At 69.4% G+C, this 25,117-nt stretch carries 17 protein-coding genes and 1 tRNA gene; 8 read left to right on the top strand and 10 right to left on the bottom strand.

All coding sequences use genetic code 11. The features are described from left to right. Positions 1-90 precede the first annotated feature (90 nt). Both ACFQ6S_RS00240 and ACFQ6S_RS00235 read left to right on the top strand, forming a co-directional pair. Entirely contained in the window at positions 91-234 is a 144-nt protein-coding gene (locus tag ACFQ6S_RS00240; RefSeq protein WP_383401189.1) for a hypothetical protein, read from the top strand. Between the two features lie 17 nt (positions 235-251). Then, a complete protein-coding gene (locus tag ACFQ6S_RS00235) occupies positions 252-899 on the top strand; it encodes a DUF6461 domain-containing protein (protein WP_383401187.1) in 648 nt (215 codons plus the stop codon). 551 nt (positions 900-1,450) lie between these two features. On the opposite strand, the gene ACFQ6S_RS00230 is transcribed toward ACFQ6S_RS00235, so the two are convergent. The 4 genes from ACFQ6S_RS00230 to ACFQ6S_RS00215 are packed head-to-tail and all read right to left on the bottom strand — an operon-like array spanning position 1,451 to position 6,024. Then, entirely contained in the window at positions 1,451-2,815 is a 1,365-nt protein-coding gene (locus ACFQ6S_RS00230; protein WP_383401185.1) for a GH1 family beta-glucosidase, read from the bottom strand. A 47-nt stretch (positions 2,816-2,862) separates the two neighbouring features. Further along, positions 2,863-3,702, bottom strand: a complete 840-nt coding sequence (locus ACFQ6S_RS00225; RefSeq protein WP_383404230.1) for a carbohydrate ABC transporter permease — start codon at positions 3,700-3,702, stop codon at positions 2,863-2,865. Positions 3,703-3,709: 7 nt separating this feature from the next. Then, on the bottom strand, positions 3,710-4,699 hold the full coding sequence (locus ACFQ6S_RS00220; protein ID WP_383401183.1) for a carbohydrate ABC transporter permease: 990 nt from the start codon (positions 4,697-4,699) through the stop codon (positions 3,710-3,712). Positions 4,700-4,704: 5 nt separating this feature from the next. Then, entirely contained in the window at positions 4,705-6,024 is a 1,320-nt protein-coding gene (locus ACFQ6S_RS00215) for an ABC transporter substrate-binding protein (RefSeq protein ID WP_383401181.1), read from the bottom strand. Positions 6,025-6,231: 207 nt separating this feature from the next. On the opposite strand from ACFQ6S_RS00215, the gene ACFQ6S_RS00210 reads away from it, so the two are divergent. Continuing rightward, positions 6,232-8,028 (top strand): coagulation factor 5/8 type domain-containing protein, encoded by a 1,797-nt coding sequence (locus tag ACFQ6S_RS00210; protein WP_383401179.1) that lies wholly within the window; start codon positions 6,232-6,234, stop codon positions 8,026-8,028. A gap of 64 nt (positions 8,029-8,092) precedes the next feature. On the opposite strand, the gene fusA is transcribed toward ACFQ6S_RS00210, so the two are convergent. Beyond that, the gene (gene fusA / locus ACFQ6S_RS00205; protein ID WP_383401177.1) at positions 8,093-10,141 is read right to left on the bottom strand and encodes an elongation factor G; all 2,049 of its coding nucleotides are present in this window, start codon (positions 10,139-10,141) and stop codon (positions 8,093-8,095) included. A 518-nt stretch (positions 10,142-10,659) separates the two neighbouring features. Between fusA and ACFQ6S_RS00200 the strand changes: the two genes are divergently transcribed. Further along, positions 10,660-11,538 carry an ABC transporter substrate-binding protein gene (locus ACFQ6S_RS00200; RefSeq protein ID WP_383401175.1) on the top strand — a complete coding sequence of 293 codons (879 nt, stop codon included), beginning with the start codon at positions 10,660-10,662 and terminating at the stop codon, positions 11,536-11,538. A gap of 54 nt (positions 11,539-11,592) precedes the next feature. On the opposite strand, the gene ACFQ6S_RS00195 is transcribed toward ACFQ6S_RS00200, so the two are convergent. Together ACFQ6S_RS00195 and ACFQ6S_RS00190 are read right to left on the bottom strand one after the other, a co-directional pair. Beyond that, a complete protein-coding gene (locus ACFQ6S_RS00195) occupies positions 11,593-14,325 on the bottom strand; it encodes a SpoIIE family protein phosphatase (protein WP_383401174.1) in 2,733 nt (910 codons plus the stop codon). Positions 14,326-14,498: 173 nt separating this feature from the next. Next, a tRNA-Leu gene (locus ACFQ6S_RS00190) sits at positions 14,499-14,583 on the bottom strand. A gap of 142 nt (positions 14,584-14,725) precedes the next feature. Here ACFQ6S_RS00190 and ACFQ6S_RS00185 point away from each other — a divergent pair. Continuing rightward, entirely contained in the window at positions 14,726-16,057 is a 1,332-nt protein-coding gene (locus ACFQ6S_RS00185; RefSeq protein ID WP_383401172.1) for a DUF2254 domain-containing protein, read from the top strand. Positions 16,058-16,095: 38 nt separating this feature from the next. Here the strand turns inward: ACFQ6S_RS00185 and ACFQ6S_RS00180 are convergent, their stop codons facing one another. From ACFQ6S_RS00180 to sucC, 3 genes are all read right to left on the bottom strand, one after another. Further along, positions 16,096-17,637, bottom strand: coding sequence for an aldehyde dehydrogenase family protein (locus tag ACFQ6S_RS00180; RefSeq protein WP_383401171.1), 1,542 nt, complete (start codon positions 17,635-17,637; stop codon positions 16,096-16,098). 110 nt (positions 17,638-17,747) lie between these two features. Continuing rightward, positions 17,748-18,632: a succinate--CoA ligase subunit alpha gene (gene sucD / locus ACFQ6S_RS00175; protein WP_383401169.1), complete on the bottom strand. Its 885-nt coding sequence runs from the start codon at positions 18,630-18,632 to the stop codon at positions 17,748-17,750. A gap of 14 nt (positions 18,633-18,646) precedes the next feature. After that, the gene (gene sucC, locus ACFQ6S_RS00170; RefSeq protein ID WP_383401167.1) at positions 18,647-19,780 is read right to left on the bottom strand and encodes an ADP-forming succinate--CoA ligase subunit beta; all 1,134 of its coding nucleotides are present in this window, start codon (positions 19,778-19,780) and stop codon (positions 18,647-18,649) included. Positions 19,781-19,925: 145 nt separating this feature from the next. Here sucC and ACFQ6S_RS00165 point away from each other — a divergent pair, with 145 nt between their 5' ends. From ACFQ6S_RS00165 to ACFQ6S_RS00155, 3 genes are read left to right on the top strand one after another with little or no spacing between them, the layout of a single operon-like run. Next, positions 19,926-21,608, top strand: coding sequence for a thiamine pyrophosphate-binding protein (locus tag ACFQ6S_RS00165; protein WP_383401165.1), 1,683 nt, complete (start codon positions 19,926-19,928; stop codon positions 21,606-21,608). A gap of 10 nt (positions 21,609-21,618) precedes the next feature. Then, positions 21,619-22,860, top strand: a complete 1,242-nt coding sequence (gene frc, locus ACFQ6S_RS00160) for a formyl-CoA transferase (RefSeq protein ID WP_383401163.1) — start codon at positions 21,619-21,621, stop codon at positions 22,858-22,860. Positions 22,861-22,864: 4 nt separating this feature from the next. Beyond that, the gene (locus ACFQ6S_RS00155) at positions 22,865-25,009 is read left to right on the top strand and encodes an acetate--CoA ligase family protein (RefSeq protein ID WP_383401161.1); all 2,145 of its coding nucleotides are present in this window, start codon (positions 22,865-22,867) and stop codon (positions 25,007-25,009) included. Positions 25,010-25,117 lie beyond the last annotated feature (108 nt).

Genomic DNA, 25,117 nt, shown 5'->3' with positions numbered 1-25,117 from the left:
GTACGCCCTCCCCCCTCGCCCATACCCCGCACCCCTGGACCGGCACTTCGGCATCGCCCCCGCCTGCTGTTCACCTGACGCACCTGCACGATGAGCGACCATCAGGAGCAGGTGAGCCACGCCTCCGGCAAGTACCGGTTGCTCGACAAGGACCCGTACTGGGTGAACTTCCCCCAGTTCGCGCACTGCGATGCATCGAAGGCGACCGTGACCTGCACGGTTCCCAAGCCATGACAGTCTTCTGAACGTTGGTGGGGCGCAGCACCGGTTCTCGCTGTGCCCCACCCTGGCGCGGCGCTGGCCCGAGCGCCACCGACCTGTACATCACCTGCGCCCGCGGCCTCAGCCCTCAGCAGCTGGCCGAACGCATGGCCGACCATGAGCCCGTCGAGGTCGGGCCTGCCCTCACCATCCAGGAAGCACACCGCATGGTCGACCTCACCCAGGTCTACTGTGTCGGCCGCATCGGTCAAGGCGGCGACTGGTCGTTCATCGTGGAGTGCGTGGGCAGTGAAGGCTGGTCCCTCGACCCGGCGGTGTCCCGTGACGGCGCCGAGGTGCTGCTCTTCGACCCACGGCCGGACGATCCGCCCTCCTTCCTCACCTACCTCGCCGACGGTGAGCTGCAGCTGCACTTCGAGTTGGGCTTTGGCTACGACCCCGTCGGCGCCCGGCCCGACCTCCTGCGCCCGGCGCTGGAAGCGGCCGGAGTCATCCCGCCAGAAGACGACATCGACGACCTGCTCGGCGATGACGAGGAACTGTCGACTGTCGAAGAGAAGCGTCGGGTGTTGAAAGTGGTCGGTGAGCATTTCGGGCTGTCACTCCCCCGACAGGTGATCGAAAGCGGGCAGCTTCCTGCCGTGGTCACCCGCACCTCACCTCCATCCTCCTGGTGACCACGAGCGCCCTCACTGATGCGACAGGCGCCCCACGGGCCGCGAGGCCGCACCCGGACGGCCGGGGAACGGCCGTGTAGGCGCAGCAGGCAATCCCAGCCACCGCCGTCCGGTAACCGGCGCACCGGCTGGCCGGAAGATCGCCTCACCCACGAGGCTTGCCGCCTACCCGTCGGACAGCGCGTTCTGGACGTCTCCGAAGAGGAGCAAGCAGCGCTCGAAGCCGCCGACCATCGCATCCTTCACAGCCCGGACGCGTTGCAGGCCATCTCCGCAACATGCGGGCCGAGCAGTGAAGCCGATGCGGCGATAGACACTCCCGCTACCGCTTCTGCTCCACCCGCACCCAATCCACCTCGGCCTGCACTCCAAAGCCGAGCCGGCTCCGAGGAGGGTGAGGGCGGTGAGCGCTGTCAGGAGGGTGCGGGGAGTACGGGATGGCATGCGGCTCTCCTTGGGGAGGTGGGGTGATCCTCGGGGGATGCGCATTCCGTGCCGTGGTGTCTTGCCTTCCGTGCCGTTCCGCCTTCGGAGCTGTGCTGCCGTAAGGGTCAGGCAGCCCGTTCCGCCCGCGCCCCGTGCGCCCGGACGATGTCCGCATAGCGCCGCCCGGTCCCCTTGACCGTCCGCACCTGCGTCCCGTAGTCCACGTGCACCAACCCGAACCGCTTCGCATAGCCGTACGCCCACTCGAAGTTGTCGAGCAGCGACCACGCGAAGTACCCGGCCAGCGGGGCTCCCTTGCGGGCTGCGGAGGCGCAGGCGGCCAGGTGCCGGATCAGGTAGTCCTGGCGCTCGGGGTCGTCGATCGTGCCGTCGGGGCGCACGACGTCCGGGAAGGCGGAGCCGTTCTCGGTGACGTAGATCTTCCGCGGCCCGTACTCGTCGGTCAGGCGCAGCAGCAGGGTCTCGATGCCGCTCGCGTCGATCTCCCAGTCCATGCCGGTGCGTGGCACGTCCGGGCGGCGGACCGCGCGGGCGTGGGGTGCGGGGCCCTCGGGGTCGTCGACGACGTGCGCCGGGAAGTAGTAGTTCAGACCGAGCCAGTCCAGGGGGGCGGCGATCGTCTCCAGGTCGCCGGGGCGTTCGGGGAGGTCCACGCCGTACGTCTCGACCATGTCGGCCGGGAAGCCACGGCCGTGCACCGGGTCGAGCCACCAGCGGTTGACGTGGCCGTCCTGGCGGCGGGCGGCGGCCTCGTCCTCCGGGCGGTCGCCCGCCGCGTACACGGTGGAGAGGTTGTTGACGATGCCGACCTCGGCGCCGGGGGCGGCCGCGCGGATCGCCCGGGTCGCGAGGCCATGGCCGAGGAGGAGGTGGTATGAGGCGCGGACGGCGGCCGTCAGGTCGGTCAGGCCAGGCGCCATCTTTCCTTCCAGATGGCCGATCCACGCCGAGCAGGAGGGCTCGTTGAGGGTGGCGAAGTGGGATACGCGGTCGCCGAGACGGGTGGCGACGACCGAGGCGTACTCCGCGAAGTGCTCGGCGGTCTCCCGCTCGGGCCAGCCGCCCCGGTCCTGGAGTGCCTGTGGGAGGTCCCAGTGGTACAGGGTGACGGACGGGGTGATGCCGGCTTCCAGGAGGCCGTCGACCAACTCGTCGTAGAAGGCGAGGCCCTTGGGGTTCACCGGGCCGTCCCCGCCGGGTACGACGCGCGGCCAGGCGATCGACAACCGGTAGGCGTTCGTGCCCAGTTGGCGCATCAGCCCGATGTCCTCGCGCCAGCGGTGGTAGTGGTCGCAGGCGACGTCGCCGTTGTCCCCGTTGTCGATCTTGCCGGGCGTGTGCGAGAAGGTGTCCCAGATCGATGGGGAACGGCCGTCCTCCGCCACGGCTCCCTCGATCTGGTAGGCCGCTGTGGCCGTGCCCCACAGGAAGTCGTGCGGGAGTGCGGCGAGGTCGATGCGGTCGGACACTGAAATCCTCTCGGAACGGGGGGTGTTGGTCACTTGACGACTACTGGTCACTTCACGGCGCCCGCCGTCAGACCGGCGACCAGATAGCGCTGGAGGAGAAGGAAGCCCGCCACCACGGGGACGCTGACGACCAGCGACGCGGCCATGATCTGGTTCCAGTACACGTCGTTGAGCGTGGAGTAGCCCTGGAGGCCGACGGCGAGCGTGCGGGTGGTGTCGTTGGTCATCACCGATGCGAACAGCACCTCGCCCCAGGCCGTCATGAAGGCGTAGACGGCGACCGCGATGATGCCGGGGATCGCGGCCGGCACGACCACCCGGAACAGTGCGCCGAGCGGCCCGCAGCCGTCGACCAGCGCCGCCTCGTCCAAGTCGCGCGGCACCGAGTCGAAGTAACCGATCAGCATCCAGATCGAGAAGGGGAGGGAGAAGGTCAGATACGTCAGGATCAGACCGCCACGCGAGCCGAACAGGGCGATGCCGGTGGCGTTGCCGATGTTGACGTAGATGAGGAACAGCGGGAGGAGGAAGAGGATGCCGGGGAACATCTGCGTGGACAGGACGGTGACGGTGAAGACCCGCTTGCCGCGGAAGTCGTAGCGGCTGACCGCGTACGCCGCGAACACCGCGATCACCACCGAGCAGACCGTCGCCGCGCCCGCCACGATCAGCGAGTTCACGAAGTACCTGGCGAGCGGCACCGTCGACCAGATGTCGATGTACGGGCGGATGGTCACCTCGCTCGGCAGCCAGCGGAACGTACCCGTGACATCCGCGAGCGGCTTGAGCGAGCTGGAGACCATGACGTAGACGGGGACCAGGACGAAACCGGTCAGCAGCGTGAGGAAGATCCGCCGGGACCACAGGAAGGAACGCGGCGGCGCCATGGGCGAGTCAGGCATCGGCGGTTCTCCGTCCGCGCGAGGTGAGCCAGAGGTACGCGCCGGTCACCAGAAGCAGGAACAGCAGCAGGAGTACGGACATCGCCGAACCGGTGCCGAAGTTCCAGGTGACGAACGACGCCTGGTAGATGTGCACCGAGATCAGGTCCGCGGCCTGCGGCGCGGTCCTGCCGAACAGGACGTACGGCGTGTTGAAGTCGTTGAAGGTCCACAGGAACAGGACCAGCACGAGGACCTGGTTGACGGGGCGCAGGGACGGCAGTGTGATGCGGCGGATCTGCTGCCACATGCCGGCGCCGTCCAGGGCCGCCGCCTCGTACAGCTCCTTCGGGATGTTCTGCAGGCCGGCCATGACGATGAGGAAGGCGAACGGCCAGCCCTTCCACACCGAGACCGTCAGCAGCGCGATGAAGCTGTTGTCGCCGATGAGCCAGAAGGAGGGCTTGTCGGTGAGGCCGAGCTGGTCGTGCAGGACGTGGTTCACCAGGCCGTTGTCGTGCTGGAACATGAAGACCCAGGTGATGACGGCCGTGTAGACGGGCAGCGCGTACGGCACCAGGAACAGGGCACGCAGCAGGCCCCGGCCGCGGAAGTTGTCCTGCAGATAGATCGCGGCGGCCGTGCCGATCAGCCAGCACAGGCCCACCGAGAGCAGCGTGAAGGCCACGGTGACCAGGAACGAGTGGAGCAGCGCCTCGCCGACGGGGGCGTTGAAGTCCACCGACATCGCGTAGTTGTCGAAGGCGTTCCAGGGCGCGGTGGTCCAGTCGCGGATGTAGAACTGCGTGAGCTCCTTGAAGCTCATCATGATGCCGATCACCATCGGCACCAGGTGGACCAGGAGTTCGAGCAGCAGGGCCGGCAGGAGGAGCAGGTACGGCAGTCCGATGCGGCGGATCCGCCCGGGACGGCGGCTACGCCCGCTCGCCGTCCCGGGGGAGCTCTGTCGCGCGGCGGCCTCCGGAGGGACCGTGGTCGTCATCGTGCTCACTTCGTCGGCATCTGCTGCTGGGCCTTCTCCAGGGCGGCCTTCACCGACTCCTCGGTCACCGCACGGCCGGCCGCGGCGTCGGCCCACAGCTCCTTGATGGCCGTACCGACCGCCGTCTCGAACTGGGACTCGTCGGCGACCTGGGGTGCCGCGACGGCGCTCTTGGCGAGGGTGTCCTTCAGCACGGCGTTCGCCGGGGTGTTGAAGGCCGTGTCCGACTGGGCGCCCTTGACCGGTGGGATCGAGCTGTAGGCCTCGTTGAGGACCTTCTGCTCCGCGTCGCTCGTCATGAACTTCACGAACTTGGTGGCGCCGTCGGTGTTGTCGGTGTTCTTGAAGACGGCCAGGTTGATGCCCATGACCATGGAGTTGACGCCGGTGTCGGTGCCGGGGGTGCCGGACTGCACGGGCACGGGGGCGATGCCGTAGGCGTCCTCGCTCATGCCCTGCGACTTGAGGTTGGCGGACGCGGACTGCCACAGCAGCATCGCCGTCTTGCCCTTGGCGAAGTCGCTGACGGACTGGTTCTGGGCATACTCGGCGTTGCCCGGCGCGATGATCTTGTCCTTGGCCATCAGGTCGACGAACTGCTTGACGCCCTGGACGGCCTTGTCGGAGGTGAAGTCCGGCTTGCCGTCGGCGGTGAAGAAGTCGGCGCCGTGCTGCTTGGCGAAGACGACGGCGTGATGGATGTTCTCGGCGGGGTTCGAACCCTCCACGCCCAGGCCCCACTTGCCGCCCTGCGACAGCTTCTTACCGTCGGCCACGAGCTCGTCCCACGTGGCCGGCGGCTTCGAGATGCCCGCGTCGGCGAACATCTTCTTGTTGTAGTAGAGCGCGTACGACATCGAGTACAGCGGCACCGCCGCCGGGTCCTGGCCCTCGGCGCCGGTCGAGCCGAGCGCGGAGTCGACGAACCGGTCCTTGCCGCCGATCTTGCCGAAGTTCTCGGCGTTCCACGGCAGCAGCGCCCCGGTGGCCTGCAGGGAGGCGCTCCAGGTGTTGCCGATGTTGAGGACGTCGGGGCCCTGACCGGAGGTGGTCGCGGTGAGGATCCGGTTGAGCAGGTCGGACCAGGGCACGACCTCCAGCTCCACCTTGATGCCGGTCTCCTTCTCGAACTTGTCGAGTTCGGGCTGGAGGACCTTCTTGTCGACCTCGATGCTGGCGCCCTGATTGGAGGCCCAGTAGGTGAGGGTCTTCGGCGAGTCGTTGGACCCCCCGCCATCGGTCGACGAACCGCCTCCGCAGGCCGAGGCGGCCAGAACGAGAGACATGGTGACGGCAGCTACGGCCGCGGCTCGCGTTGTGCGCATGGCTCCAGGTGTCCCTTCCGGGAGTACTGCTGCTTAATTTAGAGCGTGAGTTAAGCCCTAAGGCGAGCCCGCGTCAAGGCTTTTGACACAGTCGCCTGACTCTGGCCCCAACTCTTGACTCCTTCGTTTCCCGGCTGAACCATTCACCGGCGAGAGAGCGCTCACAAACCCCACCCTGTTCACTTCCTGAACAAGGAGAGCTGCCCCATGTCTGATTCATCCGCACCTTCTCGACAGCCCTCGATCAACCGCCGCACGGTGCTCGGCGCCGCTGCCGCAGCCGCGGCGACACCCGCCGTGCTGGGCGCGTCCGCGCCCGCCTCCGCCGTCCCGTCGGCCCGTAAGGGGCCGCGCGCCCTGCCCGGCGGCGGTGACCTCGGCCCGAACGTCCTCGTCTTCGACCCGTCGACCCCCGGCATCCAGGCCCGCCTCGACGAGGTGTTCCGCCAGCAGGAATCCGCGCAGTTCGGCACCGGCCGCTACGCCCTGCTGTTCAAGCCCGGCACCTACCACGGCCTCAACGCCCAGCTCGGCTTCTACACCTCGATCGCGGGCCTGGGCCTGTCCCCCGACGACACCACCATCAACGGCGACGTCACGGTCGACGCCGGCTGGTTCAACGGCAACGCCACGCAGAACTTCTGGCGTTCGGCGGAGAACCTGGCGCTCGTCCCCGCGAACGGCACCAACAGATGGGCGGTCGCACAGGCGGCCCCCTTCCGTCGGATGCACGTCCGCGGCGGCCTCAACCTCTCCCCCACCGGCTACGGCTGGGCCAGCGGCGGCTACATCGCCGACAGCCGGATCGACGGCCAGGTCGGGCCGTACTCCCAGCAGCAGTGGTACACCCGCGACAGCGCGATCGGCAGCTGGCTCAACGGCGTGTGGAACATGGTGTTCTCCGGAGTCGAGGGCGCCCCCGCGCAGAGCTTCCCCAACCCGCCGTACACCACGCTCGACACGACGCCCGTCTCGCGGGAGAAGCCGTTCCTGTACGTCGAGGGAAGCGGGTTCCGTATCTTCCTGCCGGAGAAGCGGACGAACGCACGCGGCGTCACCTGGGGCAACGGCACCCCTCGGGGCACCTCACTCCCGCTGACGCAGTTCTACGTGGCCAGGCCCGGCGTCTCGGCGGCCACGCTGAACGAGGCCCTCGCGCAGGGACTGCATCTCCTGCTCACGCCGGGGATCTACCACCTCGACCGGCCGATCCAGGTGAACCGGCCGAACACCGTGGTCCTGGGCCTCGGCTACGCCACCCTCATCCCCGACAACGGCGTCACGGCCCTGAAGGTCGCCGACGTCGACGGCGTCCGGCTCGCCGGCTTCCTGGTCGACGCCGGCACGGTCAACTCCGCGACTCTGCTGGAGATCGGGCCACGGGGCGCGTCGGCGGACCACTCCGCCAACCCCATCACCGTCCAGGACGTGTTCGTCCGCATCGGCGGCGCGGGCGCCGGCAAGGCCACCACCAGCATGGTCGTCAACAGCCGGCACACGATCGTCGACCACACGTGGGTGTGGCGGGCCGACCATGGCGAGGGAGTCGGCTGGGAGACCAACCGGGCCGACTACGGCGTCGTGGTCAACGGCGACGACGTCCTGGCGACCGGGCTGTTCGTGGAGCACTTCAACAAGTACGACGTGCAGTGGTTCGGCCAGCGGGGCCGCACGATCTTCTTCCAGAACGAGAAGGCGTACGACGCCTCGAACCAGGCCGCCATCCAGAACGGGTCCGTCAAGGGCTACGCCGCCTACAAGGTGGGCGACGGCGTGACGGCGCACGAGGGCTGGGGCCTGGGCAGTTACTGCTACTACAACGTCGACCCCACGATCGTCCAGCACCACGGCTTCGCCGCCCCCGTCCGGTCCACAGTGCGCTTCCACAACCTGCTCGTCGTCTCACTGGGCGGCAACGGGCAGTACGAGCGCGTCATCAATGACACCGGGTCGCCCACGTCGGGGACTTCGACGGTGCCGTCGACGGTGGTGTCGTTTCCCTAGGACCCGCCACATCGGTCCACTTCGCGAGCGGCCCCACCCGCGTACAGGTGGGGCCGCCCCGCACTCACCGGACCGGTGTCGGCACCGGTGCCGGCGCGTAGCCGGTGGGCCGGCTCGTGAACGTGCCACGGCCCTGGGTCCGGCTGCGCAACCGCGTGGCGTAGCCGAAGAGTTCGGCCAGCGGCACGGTCGCGGTCACGATCGCCGCGCCCGCCCGCGCGACCGAGCCGGAGACCCGGCCGCGCCGTGCCGCCAGGTCGCCGAGAACCGCACCGACGGCGTCCTCGGGCACGGTGACCGTGACCTCGACGACCGGCTCGAGGAGGACCATCGCGCAGGTGCGCAGGGCCTCACGGAGGCCGAGTCGGCCGGCGGTGCGGAACGCCGTGTCGGACGAGTCCTTCACGTGGGTCGCCCCGTCGGTGAGCGTGACGCGCAGCCCGGTCACCGGGTGGCCGCCCAGCGGTCCCTCGGCCAGGGCGTCGCGACAGCCGGCCTCCACGGCACGGACGTACTCCTGCGGCACGCTCCCGCCGACGACGGTCGAGCGGAACTCGAAGCCGGACTCCGTGTCCAGCGGTTCGACGTCGAGGACGACATGCGCGAACTGCCCTGCCCCGCCGTCCTGTTTGACGTGCCGGAACACAAAGCCGGACACCCCGCGGCCGAGCGTCTCACGGTAGGACACCCGCGGGCGGCCGACGTTGACCGCCAGCCCGGCGTCCCGCCGGATCTTCTCCACCGCGACCTCCAGATGCAGTTCACCCATGCCGGACAGCACCGTCTGCCCGGTCTCGGCGTCGGTCCGTACGACGAGCGACGGGTCCTCCTCCGCCAGCCGTGCCAGCGCCGACGCCAGCCTGCCGGTGTCGGTGGACCTGCCCGCCTCGACCGCCACGGACACCACCGGGTCGGCGACACCGGGCGGTTCGAGGACGAGCGGAGCGTCCGGTGCGCAGAGGGTGGAGCCCGCGCGGGCCGACTTCAGACCCACGACGGCCACGATGTCCCCGGCGACCGCCCGGTCCACATGGGCGTGCCGGTCGGCCTGGACCCGCAGGATCCGCCCGATCCGCTCGGTGCGCCGCGTGCTCGCATCCAACACCGTGTCTCCCTTCTCGATCGTTCCCGAGTACACACGCAGGTAGGTGAGCCGCCCGGTCGGCGTGGCGCTCACCTTGAACGCCAGCGCCGCGAAGGGCGCCTGAGGGTCGGCGGGCCGCTCTTCGTCGCCGCCGTCACGCAGGCCGCGCACGGCCGGCACGTCGAGCGGCGACGGCAGATACGCCACCACCGCGTCCAGCAGCGGCTCGATCCCCCGGTTGCGGTAGGCCGAGCCGCACAGCACGACGACACCGTCGCCGCTGCGAGTCAGCTCGCGCAGGGCGAGGTCCAGCGTCTGCGGCGACAGAGCCGACCGTGCGCAGAACTCCTCCAGCGCGCCGGCATGCAGCTCGGCCACCGCCTCCTCCAGCAGTCGTCGACGCCGAGCGGCCTCCTCCCGCAACTCCGGTGGTACTTCTTCCGCTACGAACGTGTCGGCCCCGTCGGCCCACACCAGCGCCCGCATCCGTACGAGGTCCACGACACCGCGGAACGCGTCCTCCGTGCCGATGGGCAACTGCACGACCAGCGGCGCCGGATGCAGCCGCTCCCGGATCGACGCCACGGCCGCGTCGAGGTCGGCCCCGGCACGGTCCAGCTTGTTGACGAAGGCGATCCTCGGCACACCGTGCCGGTCGGCCTGCCGCCACACCGACTCGCTCTGCGGCTCGACGCCCGCGACGGCGTCGAACACCGCGATCGCGCCGTCGAGCACGCGGAGCGCCCGCTCCACCTCGTCGGCGAAGTCGACGTGCCCGGGGGTGTCGATGAGGTTGATCCGATGACCGCTCCAGGCACAGCTCACCGCGGCCGAGAAGATGGTGATGCCGCGATCGCGCTCCTGCGGGTCGAAGTCGGTGACGGTGGTGCCGTCGTGGACCTCGCCGCGCTTGTGCGTGGTCCCGGTGGCGTACAGGATCCGCTCGGTGACGGTGGTCTTGCCGGCGTCGACGTGGGCGAGGATGCCCAGGTTGCGGACGACGGCGAGGGTGCTGGGGTTGGTGCGCACGGCCCTTGGCCTTTCGGACGATCCGGATGTCCCGGATACGAAAAGGGGTCAGCGCGATTTCCGGACGATGGTGCCTGGGCGCACGCGAGCACGACCTGCCGCCCGTCAGAAATGGGACTGGGCAGGGAGTTCGAGGTGCTCGCGCGCTGTCAGAGATTCGTCACGGGCATCCGGTACCGGCCGCGCAGCGGGCACCGGGAGGACGAAGACACCAGGATCACCTCGGACCGGAAGGGCCGGAAGAACCGGGGACGGGGAGCGGCGACAGCGACGTAATCACGCACGGCCGGGCTCCCCTCACTGGTCACGATGTCGTGGTGAGTGTAGGGAGAGTCGGGACGGCAGGGCCACGGAATTTCTGACGGGTCCCTTCACCAGGCACAGCGGGGCGCCGAGGAGGCACGTCCCGTGGGCGACCCGACCCACGCCCCGGAGTCCTCGCACGTGGTCATTGCGGTCGTATGACCCTGCGTGATTTATGGTGAATCAAGGAGTATGCCCCTACCGGAGGTGCAATGATGCGCGCCGCGGCAGCGATCGTCTCTCTGGCTGTCAGCGGGGCGCTCATCGTCGCGACATCGGCATGCGAGCAGGGCGGGTCGGAGTCGTCGAACGCCCACTACGGCCACTGCCAGGTCTCGGGACATCACGGGGAGTTTCACCTGTCACCCGAGACGGCGGGCGCACTCACGGTCAAGACGACCCTGCCCGCACCCGGCTGGTGGAACGGCGACACGCCGGAGTCCGTCAAGAGCGGCTACGAGTACTGCATGGCCGCCAACATCGCCTACCGGTCCGGACTCGACCGGGTCAAGGTGAAGAACGCCCCGTTTCCCGAGGTCGTGTCCGGCCGAACGAAGGACTTCGACCTGGCCCTGGCCCAGATCACGATCACCCCGGAACGGAGCAAGGTCGCCGAGTTCTCCCCGCCCTACCTCTCCTCGACCCTGGGCCTGCTGATCAGGGACGGCGAGAAGATCAACCAGGACAACGTCCGTGACGTCCGCATCGGGGTGGCCGGGGGCACCACGGGCGAGGAGTTCGTCGAGGACCGCATCAAGCCGACCAAGCCCGTCACCGCCTTCGCCAACGACCCGGAGATGATCACGGCGCTGGAGGAGGGACGGATCGACGCGGTCATCCACGACACGACCATTCTGCTGGCGTATCCCCAGAAGCCGGGAAGCAGGGTGAGCCTGGTGGGCCAGTACAGGACCGACCAGGGTTACGGCGCCCTGTACCCGACGGGGTCGCCCAACAGGGACGAACTGGACCGGATCATCAAGCAGTTGATCGACGACGGGACACTCGCCAAACTGTCGGCCGTCTATCTCGGGGCTGCTTTCGGCCGGGACCCGGCCAAGATCCCGTACATCACGGTCGACGACGGTTCCTGAACGCTCCGGGTGCCGTACGCCCAGGGCGTACGGCGGTCCGGTTCCCGTCCCGCTTCACAGGTTCGCCATCGGGAGACCGCTCGGATCCCCGGCGGCTCCGCCGTCGATCGCCTGCTCCGCCCAGATGATCTTGCCTCGGTCGGTGTACCGGGTCCCCCAACGTTGGGACAGCTGCGCGACGAGGAACAGGCCACGGCCCCCCTCGTCGGTGAAGGTCGCGCGGCGCAGGTGCGGGGAGGTGCTGGTGCCGTCGGCGACCTCGCAGATCAGGCGGTCGCGGTCGCGCAGCAGCCGCAGACTGATGGGGCTCTTCCCGTACCGGATGGCGTTCGTCACCAGTTCGCTGAGGATCAGCTCGGTGGTGAAAGCCGTCTCCCCGAGCCCCCAGGACTCCAGCCTGCGGGTGGCCTCGGCGCGGATCCGGGCGACGGCCGCGGGGTCCTCGGGCACGTCCCACTCCGCGACCTGATCCGGGTCGAGCAGGCGGGTGCGTGCGACGAGCAGCGCGACATCGTCACTCGGTTTGGTGCGCAGCATCGCGTCGAGCACCGCCTGACAGGTGTCGTCCAGGGTGGCACCGTGCGTACCGGCCAGCGCCTCCCTCAGCATGTCGAGCCCGATGTCGATGTCACGGCCTCGGGCCTCGATCAGGCCGTCGGTGTAAAGGACCAGCCGGCTGTCGGCGGCCAGCCGGAGTACGGCCTTCTCACCCGGCAGACCTCCTCCCACGCCGAGTGGCGGGGCGACGGGGATGTCCGGGAAGGACACGGAGCCGTCGGGTGAGACCAGCCCGGGACCGGGGTGACCGGCCCGGGCGAGAACACATTGCCCGGAGACCGGATCGTAGACCGCATACAGGCAGGTGGCACCGGTGACGGCCTCGGTCTTGCCCTCGGCCTCCGCGTCCTGGTCGATCCTGGTGATCAGGTCGTCCAGGTGCGCGAGAAGTTCGTCCGGAGGCAGGTCCAGGGCGGCGAAGTTGTGCACCGCGGTCCTCAGACGCCCCATCGTCGCGGCGGCGTGCAGACCGTGTCCGACCACGTCGCCGACCACCAGGGCCACCCGGGCCCCCGGCAGCGCGATGACGTCGTACCAGTCGCCGCCCACCCCCGCCTGGGCGGGCAGGTACCGGTGCCCGACCTCCAGGGCGGACAGTTCGGGCAGCGCACCGGGCAGCAGGCTGCGCTGGAGGGTGACGGCTGTGGTGTGCTCGCGGGTGTAGCGGCGCGCGTTGTCGATGCACACGGCCGCGCGGGTGGCGAGTTCCTCGGCGGGGGACACGTCGTCCGACTCGAAGGGGTCCTGGTCCGAACGCCAGAACTCCACGACCCCCAGCAATTGGCCTCGGGCCTGGAGCGGTACCGAGATCATGGAGTGGATGCCGTACGCGATGACCTGCCGGGCCCGCTCCGGGTCCTGGGGCCGCCATTCGTCGGCCGAGGCGAGGTGCGACACCAGGACCGGCCGGCCGGTGGTCATGCCGGTGGCCACGGGGTTGCCGGGCGCATAGCTCACCAGCGTCCCGACCGGGTGAAGGGGCGCGTCCTCCCGGATGCCCGCGGCAGCGATGTGGCGCATCGCCGCACTGGCCCCCGTCGGTTCACCACCTTGCAGCACGGGCTCAGCCAGCTCGACGGTGGCGAAGTCGGCGAAGCGCGGGACCGTCACCTCGGTCAACTCCTCGGCGGTGCGCTTCATGTCGAGGGTGGTACCGATCCTCGTACTGGCCTCGTAGAGCAGTTGCAGGCGCCCGCCCGCCACGTCCGCCCGGCCCGCGAGGGCGCGCAGCTCCGTGGTGTCCCGCAGGGTGGCCACGCTGCCCTCCTTCGGGCCCACCGGCCGCACGTTGACCGCGAGCAGGACGTCACCGGCAAGGAAGACCTTGTCGGTGGCCGCCCGGCCCGATCCCAGCAGTGCGGCCAGGGCGGGGCTCAGACCGAGTCCGGTGACCGGCCTGCCCTCGGCCTCCGGCGGCAGTGCGAGCAGCCGCCGCGCCTCGTCGTTGACCAGCAGCAGCCTTCCGTCACCGTCCAGGATGAGCACGCCTTCACGGACCGCGTGCAGCACCGCGTCGTGGTGCTCGTACATGCGGGTCATCTCCACCGGCCCCAGGCCCCGGGTCTGACGCCGCAGACGCCCGCTGACCAGAGCCGACCCCCCTGCGGCCAGCAGCAGCGCGACACCGCCGGCGGCGAGGATCACCGGCAGTTGCTGCTGCACCACACTGGTCACCTTGTCCACCGTGACCCCCACGGTGACGAGGCCGACCGCGGTCCCCTTGTCGTCGAAGACGGCCACCGTCGAGTCGACCGCCTTCCCCAGACTGCTGTCGAACGTGGTCTGGTGGGGCTCGCCTTCGAGCGCCTGACCGTAGGAGGTGGAGACGTGCTTCCCGATCTGGTCCGTGTCCGGGTGAGTCCACCGGAAGCCGTAGGGGCTCAGCGCCACGACGTAGTCGACTCCGGTCTTCTTGCGCACCACCTCGGCATGTGGCTGGAGTTCCGCCGTCGGGTCGTCGCTCTGCATCGCCTCCGCGGTGCCCCGGGCATTGGCGAACGACTCGGCCGCCACCAGTGACCGGTCCTTGGCTTCCTGGATCGCGCGATTGCGGTCCTGGATCACGAGCGCTGTCACGGCCGTGGCGATGAGCAGCAGGACGACCACCAGTTGCAGCAGGAAGACCTGACCGGCGACACTGCGCGGCTTCCGCAACGACAGCAGACGTCGGCCGGCCGAAGGGTGACGGGTCGTCGGGCCGGCTTCCGGTGGCCCGGCCTCCGTTGGCACGCGGTCGCCCCGTCGGCTCACTGGGACATATCGCCCAAGTTTGCCCATTTCTCCAGTATCAGGGACCGGGTAGACAGGCGCGGCTCAGGACGGGCCGGGGTGGGCCGCAGCCCCCGGAAAAGCGAAAGCCCTCCACATGAGGACCATGCGGAGGTGCTGGAGTTGATTGAAAGTGTCCGAGGGGGGACTTGAACCCCCACGCCCGATAAAGGGCACTAGCACCTCAAGCTAGCGCGTCTGCCATTCCGCCACCCGGACCAGGTGTCTGCCGCCTTGCCGGGGGTGCTCCCCTCGGCGACGTGGACAACAATACCAAGCTTTCGGAGTGCCTTTCACCTGCGTTTCCTTCCATAGGGCGGGGGTCCGGGACCTCACGCTCCGATGTACTTAGGGTCGCACCATGAGTGACTGGCTGGTTACGCAGAGCCCGCATGCGCGCCGACGCCCGCGTGCGCTGTCGCCGTTCCGGGAGCATCTGCGGGACACATTCTGGTTCGCCCCGACCGCCGCGATGGTGGCTGTCTTCGTAGTCTGGCTCGCGGCGCAGGCGCTCGACACCGCCATCGTGGACGCGCTGCGGGATGACGGCGACTACGAGACGCTCGACGAGCTGCTGCGGTTCGCGCAGGACGCGAAGGCCGTGGTGAGCGCCGTCGGGTCGGCGATGATGACCTTCATCGGTGTGGTCTTCAGCATCTCGCTGGTGGCCGTGCAGATGGCGAGCGGGCAGTTCACCCCGCGTGTGGTGCGGCTCTTCGTCCGCAGCCGGATCACGAAGGCGACCTTTGCGGTCTTCCTGGCCACGTTCGTGCTGACCCTGCTGGTGTTGACCGCCTTCGACACCGCCGACGACCCCCGGGACGTGACGACCCTGCCCCTGGTGCAGTCGATCCTCACGCTCTGCATGGTCGCGCTGAGCCTTCTGCTGTTCGTGCTGTATGTGAACTCCACCCTGCGGCTCATGCGGATCAGCCATGTGATCGCGCGGATCGCCACGGAGTCCTTCCGGGCGATCTCTTCGATGCCTCCGCCCGCGAGCGGAGCGGACACGCCCGAACTCGGCTCCGCGACGGCATGGGTGCCGCACGAGGGCCGGGCGGGGGTGCTGCGGGACGTGCACATCGCGCGGCTTGTGCGAGTGGCCCGCAGGCACGGCATCGTGCTGCGGCTGATCCCACGGATCGGGGACTTCGTGGTGCCCGGCACGCCCCTGCTCGCGGTCCACGGCGGGTCGGCCCCGCCGCTCGGCGCGCTGCGCTACACCACCTCCGTCGGGGTGGAGCGGACCTACCACCAGGATCTCGGTTTCGGGCTGCGGCAGTTGTGCGACATCGCGCTGCGTGCCCTGTCGCCCGCGATCAACGATCCGACGACGGCCGTGCAGGCAATGGACCGCATCGTGCAGTTTCTGGCGGCGCTGACCCGGCACCCGCTGGACGTCGCGCTGCACCGGGACCGGGGCGGGACCGTGCGGCTGGTGCAGCCGGTGCCGGGGTGGACCGAGCTGGTGGATCTGGGGTTCACCGAGGTGCGCGGGTGTGCCCTCGCGAGCCCGCAGGTGTCACGCCGCATGCTGGCCGGTCTGGACGACCTGCTGCTGCTCGCCCGTCCGGACCGGCGGGAGTCGCTGCTGCGGCACCGCGAACTGCTCCGCCAGGCAGTCGACGAGAGCGCCCTGAACGCGACGGACCGCGCGTTCGCGCTGCGCCCGGACCGGCAGGGCATCGGCTGACCGGTTCGCGGGCCGGCCGATGCCCCGTCACTCTCCGCTCAGGGAAGAAGCTGGTACTCCGGGAAGTTCCCCGGCAGCCGCTCCCCCGCCGGCCCCTGCGTCACCGCGCGCACCAAGAGCTCGCCGCCGACGAACGCCCCGCGCCAGGACGCGCCGAACCCGCCGAACAGCTCGTCGCGGTCGCCGCGGGAGCGCGGCTTGCCGTGGCCGACCTTGAACGCCCGGATCTGCGGGGCCAGCCGCTCGTATGTCTCCCGGTCGTCCGTCGAGAGCGTGGCGACCAGCGCGCCGTTGGACGCGTTCATCGCCGCCAGCAGCTCGGCCTCCGTGTCGACCAGGACGATCGTGTCGACCGGACCGAACGGCTCCGCGTGGTGGAGCGGGGAGGACGGCGGTGGGTTGAGCAGCGTGACCGGCTGAACGTACGCCGAGGTGTCCTGGCCGGGCAGGAAGTGGGCGTCGGACTGCTTGCCGCGGTGCAGCGGGACGGCGCCGCGGTCGATCGCCTCGGCGACCTGGTCGCCCAGCTCCTTGGCCTTGGCCGCGTTGATCACCGGACCGAAGTCCAGCTGCGGGTAGGGGTCGTCCTGGTTCTCGACCGCCAGGGGGTGGCCGACCCTCAGCGTGCGCACCGCCGGGAGGTACGCCGCCAGGAACTCGTCGAACAGCTCACGCTGGACGACGAAGCGCGGGTACGCCGTGCAGCGCTGTTTGCCGTAGTCGAAGAGCTTGGGGATGACCGCGGTGAGCGCGTCCCAGTCCGTGTGGTTCCAGATGCCCCAGGTGTTCAGTCCTTCCTGTTCGAGTACATGCCGTTTGCCGAGGTCGGCGACGGCCGTGGCCACCGCGGCGCCGGTGTCGCGGCCGCCGACGAAGGAGACGCAGCCGATCTCGGGCGCCTGCACCAGCGCCTGGGACAGCTCGCCTCCGCTGCCGCTGACGAGGGTGACGGGAAGCCCCTCGCGCGCGGCGAGCGCGCAGGCCAGGGTCAGACAGGCGACACCGCCGTCGGTCGGGGTCTTGGCGATGACCGCGTTGCCTGCCAGTGCCTGTACCAACACTGCGTGAACGAGCACGCTCATCGGGTAGTTCCAGCTCGCGATGTTGGAAACCGGACCGTTCAGCGGGGCCCGGCCGGCGACCATCGGCTCGATGCCGTCGACGTACCAGCGCACGCCGTCGATGGCCCGGTCGACGTCCGCCCGGGCGAGCCGCCAGGGCTTGCCGATCTCCCAGACGAGGAGCAGGGCGAGCAGGTCCCGGTGCTGGGTCAGGGCGTCGAGGGTGGCCGCGACCCGGGCCCGCCGCTCCTCCAGGGGGATGTGCCGCCATGCGCGGTGCTGGTCGAGCGAGGCGCGTACGGCCTGGTGGGCGGTGGCCCGGTCCAGGCGGGGCGGGCCGGCTATCGGGCTGCCGTCGACGGGGCTGGTGGCCGGCAGGGCGCGGCCGTCCGCCTGCCAGGTGGAGTTCCAGAGGTTGAGGACACGGTCGTCCCGGAAGGCCTCCGGGGCGACGGCGAGGCAGCGCTGCCAGGCGTCGGTCCAGGAGGTGCCTGCTTTGAGGGTGAGGGTGGTTGGCAAGGGGGTCTCCGCTCTCGGTGCACAGTCGGGGGCGGTTGGTGATGGGTATGGCGGAAGCTAGCGAGGCTCGGGTACACCCGAAAGTGACCTCACATGGACTTTGAGTGACGTCACGCCTCTGCGTCGAGGCGATCCAGCACCAGGCGCGCGGTCTCGGTGGGCGTACCACCGACCCGGACGCCCACTGCCTCCAGTGCCACCTTCTTCGCGGCCGCCGTACCCGACGAGCCGGACACGATCGCTCCCGCGTGCCCCATCGTCTTGCCCTCGGGTGCGGTGAACCCGGCGATGTAGCCGACGACAGGCTTGGTGACGTGGTCGCGGATGTACGCGGCCGCGCGTTCCTCCGCGTCACCGCCGATCTCCCCGATGAGAACGATCAGTTCGGTGTCGGGGTCGTCCTGGAAGGCGGCCAGGCAGTCGATGTGGGTCGTGCCGACGACCGGGTCGCCGCCGATGCCCACACAGGTCGAGAAGCCGATGTCGCGGAGTTCGTACATCAGTTGGTAGGTGAGCGTGCCGGACTTGGAGACCAGACCGATGCGGCCGGGCTTGGTGATGTCGGGCGGGATGATGCCCGCGTTGGACTGGCCGGGGGTGATCAGGCCGGGGCAGTTGGGGCCGACGATGCGGGTGCCCTTGGTCTTCGCATACGAGGTGAAGGCCACCGAGTCATGGACCGGGATGCCCTCCGTGATCACGACGGCGAGTCCCATGCCGGCGTCGGCGGCCTCGATGACGGCCGCCTTGGCGAAGGCGGGCGGCACGAAGACGACCGTCACATCGGCGCCGGTGGCGCGCATGCCGTCGGCGACCGACCCGAAGACGGGGACGGCACGGTCGTCGAAGTCGACGCTCTGGCCCGCCTTGCGCGGATTGACGCCACCGACGACGTCGGTGCCGGCGGCGAGCATGCGCCGGGTGTGCTTCATGCCCTCGCCGCCGGTCATGCCCTGGACGAGGACCTTGCTCTCCTTGGTGAGGTAGATGGCCATGTCGTCATGTCTCCTCAGGCTGTGGCGGTGGCGAGTCGGGCGGCGCGCTGGGCGGCGCCGTCCATGGTGGTGGCCTGCTGGACCAACGGGTGGCCACGGTCGTCGAGGATGGCGCGGCCCCGGGCGGCGTTGTTGCCGTCGAGGCGGACGACGAGCGGCTTGGTCAACTGGACGCTGTCCAGGGCCTGCACGATGCCGTCGGCGACCGCGTCGCACGCGGTGATGCCGCCGAAGACGTTGACGAAGACCGACTTCACGGCCGGGTCGGAGAGGATGACGGACAGCCCGTCGGCCATGATCTGGGCCGATGCCCCGCCGCCGATGTCGAGGAAGTTGGCGGGGCGGGCGCCACAGCCCGCGACGACGTCGAGGGTCGACATGACGAGGCCGGCGCCGTTGCCGATGATGCCGACCTCGCCGTCGAGCTTGACGTAGTTGAGGCCCTTGGCGGCGGCCGCCGCCTCCAGCGCGTCGTCGTGCTCCACGGCGTCGGCGCCCCAGCGCGCCTGACGGAAGCGGGCGTTGTCGTCGAGGGTGACCTTGCCGTCGAGGGCGAGGATCTGTCCCTGCTCGGTGCGCACGAGCGGGTTCACCTCGACGAGGACGGCGTCCTCACGGACCAGTACCTCCCACAGTCGTACGAGGACGTCGACGGTCTGCGGTGGCAGCCCGGCCGCTGCGGCGATCTCTCCCGCCTTTGCGGAGGTGACGCCTTCGGCCGGGTCGATCGGGATGCGCGCCACCGCGTCCGGCCGGCCGGCGGCGACCTCCTCGATCTCCATGCCGCCCTCGGCCGACGCGATGGCTAGGAAACCGCCCGCCGCTCGGTCGAGTACGTAGGACACGTAGAACTCGGTCTCGATGTCGACGGGTTGGGCCAGCATCACCTTGCCGACCGTGTGGCCCTTGATGTCCATGCCGAGGATCTGGCGGGCCGTGATCTCGGCGGCCGCGGGGTCCGCGGCGAGCTTCACGCCGCCTGCCTTGCCCCGGCCACCGGTCTTCACCTGCGCCTTCACCACCACACGGCCGCCGAGCCGACGTGCGATCTCGCGCGCCTCCTTGGGTGAGTCCGTCACCTCCGCCCGCGGCACCAAGATGCCGTGCTCCTCGAAAAGTTCCCTTGCCTGGTGTTCGTACAGGTCCATTCCGGCTCCTGACTCAAAAGTGCCGCACGCCCCCTGGACACCACCCACCGGATGCGGGATAACAAGGTTCATACAGTATTCGTCGACTGTATGCAATGTACCGCGAGAGCCGTTCCAACCCCCTACGAAGGGACAGGACTTCGCCATGCCCGACGACACCCAGGACGTCATTTCCGGTGGTCATCTCGTTGCCAAGGCTCTGAAGGCCGAGGGGGTCGACCGCATCTACACGTTGTGCGGCGGCCACATCATCGACATCTACGACGGCTGCGTCGACGAGGGCATCGAGGTCGTCGACGTCCGCCACGAGCAGGTCGCCGCACACGCCGCCGACGGTTACGCCCGTATCACCGGCAAGCCCGGTTGCGCGGTCGTCACCGCCGGTCCCGGCACCACCGATGCCGTCACCGGCGTCGCGAACGCCTTCCGCGCCGAGTCCCCGATGCTGCTCATCGGCGGCCAGGGCGCCCTCACCCAGCACAAGATGGGGTCCCTGCAGGACCTGCCGCACGTCGACATGATGACGCCGATCACCAAGTTCGCGGCGGCCGTGCCGGACACGGCGCGCGCGGCGGACATGGTGTCGATGGCGTTCCGCGAGTGCTACCACGGAGCACCCGGGCCCTCCTTCCTGGAGATCCCGCGCGATGTCCTCGACGCCAAGGTGCCGGTGAGCAAGGCGCGCGTGCCCAAGGAGGGCGCCTACCGTGCCTCCACCCGCTCGGCCGGCGACCCCGAGGCCATCGAGAAACTCGCCGATCTGCTGATCCACGCCGAGAAGCCGGCCATCCTGCTCGGCAGCCAGGTGTGGACGACCCGCGGCACCGAGGCGGCCATCGAACTCGTCCGCACCCTCAACATCCCCGCCTACATGAACGGCGCCGGCCGCGGCACCCTTCCGCCCGGCGACCCGCACCACTTCCAGCTGTCGCGCCGGTACGCCTTCTCAGGCGCCGACGTCATCGTCATCGTCGGCACGCCCTTCGACTTCCGCATGGGCTACGGCAAGCGGCTGTCGCCGGACGCGACCGTCGTGCAGATCGACCTCGACTACCGCACCGTCGGCAAGAACCGCGACATCGACCTCGGCATCGTCGGCGACGCCGGCCTGGTGCTGAAGTCGGTGACCGAGGCCGCCTCCGGGCGGGTCAACGGCGGCGCGTCCAAGCGCAAGGAGTGGCTCGACGAACTGCGCGCGGCCGAGCAGACCGCTCTGGAGAAGCGGCTGCCCAGCCTGAAGTCGAACGCCTCACCGATCCACCCGTACCGCCTGGTCAGCGAGATCAACGACTTCCTCACCGAGGACTCGATCTACATCGGCGACGGCGGCGACATCGTCACCTTCTCCGGTCAGGTCGTGCAGCCCAAGTCGCCGGGTCACTGGATGGACCCGGGTCCGCTGGGCACGCTCGGCGTCGGGGTGCCGTTCGTGCTCGCGGCCAAGCAGGCGCGGCCCGACAAGGAGGTCGTCGCACTCTTCGGTGACGGGGCGTTCTCCCTCACCGGCTGGGACTTCGAGACGCTCGTCCGCTACAACCTCCCCTTCGTCGGCATCGTCGGCAACAACTCCTCCATGAACCAGATCCGCTACGGCCAGGCCCAGAAGTACGGCCTGGAGCGCGAGCGGGTCGGCAACACCCTCGGCGACGTCCACTACGACAAGTTCGCGCAGATGCTGGGCGGTTACGGCGAGGAGGTCCGCGACCCCGCCGACATCGGCCCCGCGCTGCGCCGCGCCCGCGAGTCCGGGAAGCCGTCGCTGATCAACGTCTGGGTCGACCCGGACGCGTACGCCCCCGGAACCATGAACCAGACCATGTACAAGTGAGGTGGCCTCCATGACTGGCACGCCTACCAAGGCTCTCGAAGGCATCCGCGTCCTGGACATGACCCACGTCCAGTCCGGGCCCTCCGCGACCCAGCTGCTCGCCTGGCTCGGCGCGGACGTCGTCAAGCTGGAGGCGCCGACCGGAGACATCACACGCAAGCAGTTGCGTGACCTCCCGGACGTCGACTCCCTCTACTTCACGATGCTCAACTGCAACAAGCGGAGCATCACCCTCAACACCAAGACCGAACGCGGCAAGGAGATCCTCACCGAGCTGATCCGGCGCTCCGACGTCATGGTCGAGAACCTCGGACCGGGCGCGGTCGACCGCATGGGCTTCACCTGGGACCGCATCCAGGAGATCAATCCGCGGATCGTCTATGCCTCCATCAAGGGGTTCGGCGACGGCCCGTACACCAACTTCAAGGCGTACGAGGTCGTCGCGCAGGCCATGGGCGGGTCGATGTCGACCACCGGTTTCGAGGACGGGCCGCCGTTGGCGACCGGAGCCCAGATCGGAGACTCGGGGACGGGTGTGCACGCCGTCGCGGGGATTCTCGCGGCGCTGTTCCAGCGCGAGAACACCGGGCGTGGGCAGCGGGTCAACGTGGCCATGCAGCACGCTGTACTCAACCTGTGCCGGGTGAAGCTGCGGGATCAGCAACGCCTGGCACATGGGCCGCTCGCTGAATATCCGAACGAGGACTTCGGCACGGAAGTTCCCCGCTCGGGAAACGCGTCCGGCGGCGGTCAGCCCGGCTGGGCGGTCAAGTGCGCGCCGGGCGGCCCGAACGACTACGTGTACGTCATCGTGCAGCCCGTCGGCTGGAAGCCGATGAGCGAGCTCATCGGCCGTCCCGAACTCGCCGACGACCCCGAGTGGGCGACGCCGGAGTCCCGGCTGCCCAAGCTCAGCAAGATGTTCCAGCTGATCGAGGAGTGGTCCTCGACCCTGCCCAAGTGGGAGGTGCTGGAGCGGCTCAACGCACACAACATCCCGTGCGGGCCGATCCTGTCCACCAGGGAGATCATCGAGGACGCCTCGCTGGTCGCCAACGAGATGGTCGTCACCGTGCCGCACCCCGAGCGGGGCGACTTCGTGACCGTCGGCAGCCCGCTCAAGCTCTCCGACTCCCCCGTCGAGGTGAGCAGTTCGCCCCTGCTCGGCGAGCACAACGAACAGGTCTACATCGGCGAGCTCGGCCTCGGTGACGAGGAGCTGCGCCTGCTCAAGTCGAACGGAGTGATCTGACGTGATGGCCGAAGACCGCGTCCTGAGGGTGCGGACTGTCCTCGACTCCGTGCGGGCCCAGGGACGCACGGCGCTCACCGCGCCCGAGGGCAAGGTGATCGCCGACGCGTACGGGATCGCCGTACCGGGCGAGGAGCTCGCCACCGACGTCGACGAGGCGGTGGCGTACGCGGCGCGCTTCGGCGGGCCCGTGGTGATGAAGATCGTCTCGCCGGACATCCTCCACAAGACCGACGCCGGCGGCGTGATCGTCGGCGTCGAGGGCGCGACGGACGTACGGGCCGCGTTCCACAGGATCGTCGACAACGCGCGCGCCTACAACGCGGATGCCCGCATCGAGGGCGTGCAGGTGCAGGAGCTGCTCCCTCAGGGGCAGGAGGTCATCGTCGGCGCGGTCACCGACCCGACGTTCGGGAAGGTCGTCGCCTTCGGACTCGGCGGAGTGCTCGTCGAGGTCCTCAAGGACGTCACCTTCCGGCTCGCGCCCGTGAGCGCCGACGAGGCGCTGTCCATGCTGGACTCGATCCGGGCCGCCGAGATCCTGCGCGGCGTGCGCGGCCAGGCGGCCGTGGACCGGTGGGCGGTCGCCGAGCAGATCCGGCGGGTCTCGCAGCTGGTCGCGGACTTCCCGGAGATCGCCGAGGTGGACCTCAACCCGGTGATCGCGACGGCGGAGGGCGCGATCGCGGCCGACATCCGCGTGATCCTGTCCGAGGCGCCCGCGAAGCCACGCCGCCGCTACTCGCGCGACGAGATCCTCACCTCCATGCGCCGCCTGATGCAGCCGTCGTCGGTCGCCGTCATCGGCGCCTCCAACGAGCAGGGCAAGATCGGCAATTCGGTCATGCGCAACCTCATCGACGGTGGTTTCGCCGGGGAGATCCATCCGGTGAACCCCAAGGCCGATGACATTCTGGGCCGCAAGGCGTACAAGAGTGTCACGGACGTTCCCGGTGAGGTGGATGTGGCGGTCTTCGCTATCCCCGCCAAGTTCGTGGCCTCGGCCCTGGAGGAGGTGGGACGCAAGGGGATCCCCAACGCGGTGCTGATTCCCTCCGGGTTCGCGGAGACCGGTGAGCACGAACTCCAGGAGGAGATCGTGGCCATCGCCGAGCGGCACGGCGTCCGGCTGCTCGGCCCGAACATCTACGGCTACTACTCGACGTGGCAGGACCTGTGCGCCACGTTCTGCACGCCGTACGACGTCAAGGGCGGGGTGGCGCTGACCTCGCAGTCCGGCGGCATCGGGATGGCCATCCTGGGCTTCGCGCGGACCACGAAGACGGGCGTGTCGGCCATCGTGGGCCTCGGCAACAAGTCCGACCTGGACGAGGACGACCTGCTGACCTGGTTCGGTGAGGACCCGCACACCGAGTGCATCGCGATGCACCTGGAGGACCTCAAGGACGGACGTGCCTTCGTCGAAGCCGCGCGGGCGACCGTCCCCAAGAAGCCGGTCGTGGTGCTGAAGGCAGGCCGAACGGCAGCGGGTGCCAAGGCCGCCGGGTCGCACACCGGAGCCCTCGCCGGCGACGACGCCGTGTACGAGGACATCCTCAAGCAGGCCGGTGTCATCCGGGCGCCCGGGCTGAACGAAATGCTGGAGTACGCGCGCGGGTTGCCGGTGCTTCCCACTCCCCGGGGCGACAACGTCGTGATCATCACCGGGGCCGGCGGCAGCGGCGTACTGCTGTCGGACGCGGTCACCGACAACGGCCTGTCCCTGATGGAGATCCCGCCGGACCTGGACGAGGCCTTCCGGAAGTTCATCCCGCCCTTCGGAGCTGCCGGCAACCCGGTGGACATCACGGGTGGCGAGCCGCCGTCGACGTACGAGGCGACGATCCGGCTCGGTCTGGAGGACCCGCGCATCCACTCGCTCGTCCTCGGCTACTGGCACACGATCGTCACTCCCCCGATGGTCTTCGCGGAGCTCACCGCGCGCGTGGTGGCCGAATTCCGGGAGCGCGGCATAGAGAAGCCCGTCGTCGCGTCGCTCGCGGGTGACGTCGAGGTCGAAGAGGCCTGCCAGTACCTGTACGAGCGGGGAGTCGTGGCATACCCGTACACGACCGAGAAGCCGGTGGCCGTGCTGGGCGCCAAGTACCGGTGGGCGCGGGCGGCGGGACTGTTGGGGGGCGGCTCATGAGGTGAGGCAGCGGGGGGGGGGGGGACAGGGGGGGTTGGGCAGCCCCCGGAACCACCCCCCCCCAAAAAAAAATGGGAAAAGGGGGGTGGTCCGAAACCTCCCCCCCCA

The sequence above is a fragment of the Streptomyces sp. NPDC056479 genome, assembly GCF_042795335.1.
Taxonomy (GTDB): domain Bacteria; phylum Actinomycetota; class Actinomycetes; order Streptomycetales; family Streptomycetaceae; genus Streptomyces.
The sequence above is the reverse complement of the archived record's forward strand: the minus strand, read 5'-3'. Positions and strand labels throughout refer to the sequence as shown.

Excerpts from the sequence above, each read along its gene's own strand:
- sucC (WP_383401167.1), bottom strand. The coding sequence starts at position 19,780 with ATGGACCTGTACGAACACCAGGCAAGGGAACTTTTCGAGGAGCACGGC.
- ACFQ6S_RS00185 (WP_383401172.1), top strand. The coding sequence starts at position 14,726 with ATGAGTGACTGGCTGGTTACGCAGAGCCCGCATGCGCGCCGACGCCCG.
- sucD (WP_383401169.1), bottom strand. The coding sequence starts at position 18,632 with ATGGCCATCTACCTCACCAAGGAGAGCAAGGTCCTCGTCCAGGGCATG.
- ACFQ6S_RS00215 (WP_383401181.1), bottom strand. The coding sequence starts at position 6,024 with ATGCGCACAACGCGAGCCGCGGCCGTAGCTGCCGTCACCATGTCTCTC.
- ACFQ6S_RS00200 (WP_383401175.1), top strand. The coding sequence starts at position 10,660 with ATGCGCGCCGCGGCAGCGATCGTCTCTCTGGCTGTCAGCGGGGCGCTC.
- ACFQ6S_RS00210 (WP_383401179.1), top strand. The coding sequence starts at position 6,232 with ATGTCTGATTCATCCGCACCTTCTCGACAGCCCTCGATCAACCGCCGC.
- frc (WP_383401163.1), top strand. The coding sequence starts at position 21,619 with ATGACTGGCACGCCTACCAAGGCTCTCGAAGGCATCCGCGTCCTGGAC.
- ACFQ6S_RS00240 (WP_383401189.1), top strand. The coding sequence starts at position 91 with ATGAGCGACCATCAGGAGCAGGTGAGCCACGCCTCCGGCAAGTACCGG.
- ACFQ6S_RS00225 (WP_383404230.1), bottom strand. The coding sequence starts at position 3,702 with ATGGCGCCGCCGCGTTCCTTCCTGTGGTCCCGGCGGATCTTCCTCACG.
- ACFQ6S_RS00155 (WP_383401161.1), top strand. The coding sequence starts at position 22,865 with ATGGCCGAAGACCGCGTCCTGAGGGTGCGGACTGTCCTCGACTCCGTG.
- ACFQ6S_RS00165 (WP_383401165.1), top strand. The coding sequence starts at position 19,926 with ATGCCCGACGACACCCAGGACGTCATTTCCGGTGGTCATCTCGTTGCC.
- ACFQ6S_RS00220 (WP_383401183.1), bottom strand. The coding sequence starts at position 4,699 with ATGACGACCACGGTCCCTCCGGAGGCCGCCGCGCGACAGAGCTCCCCC.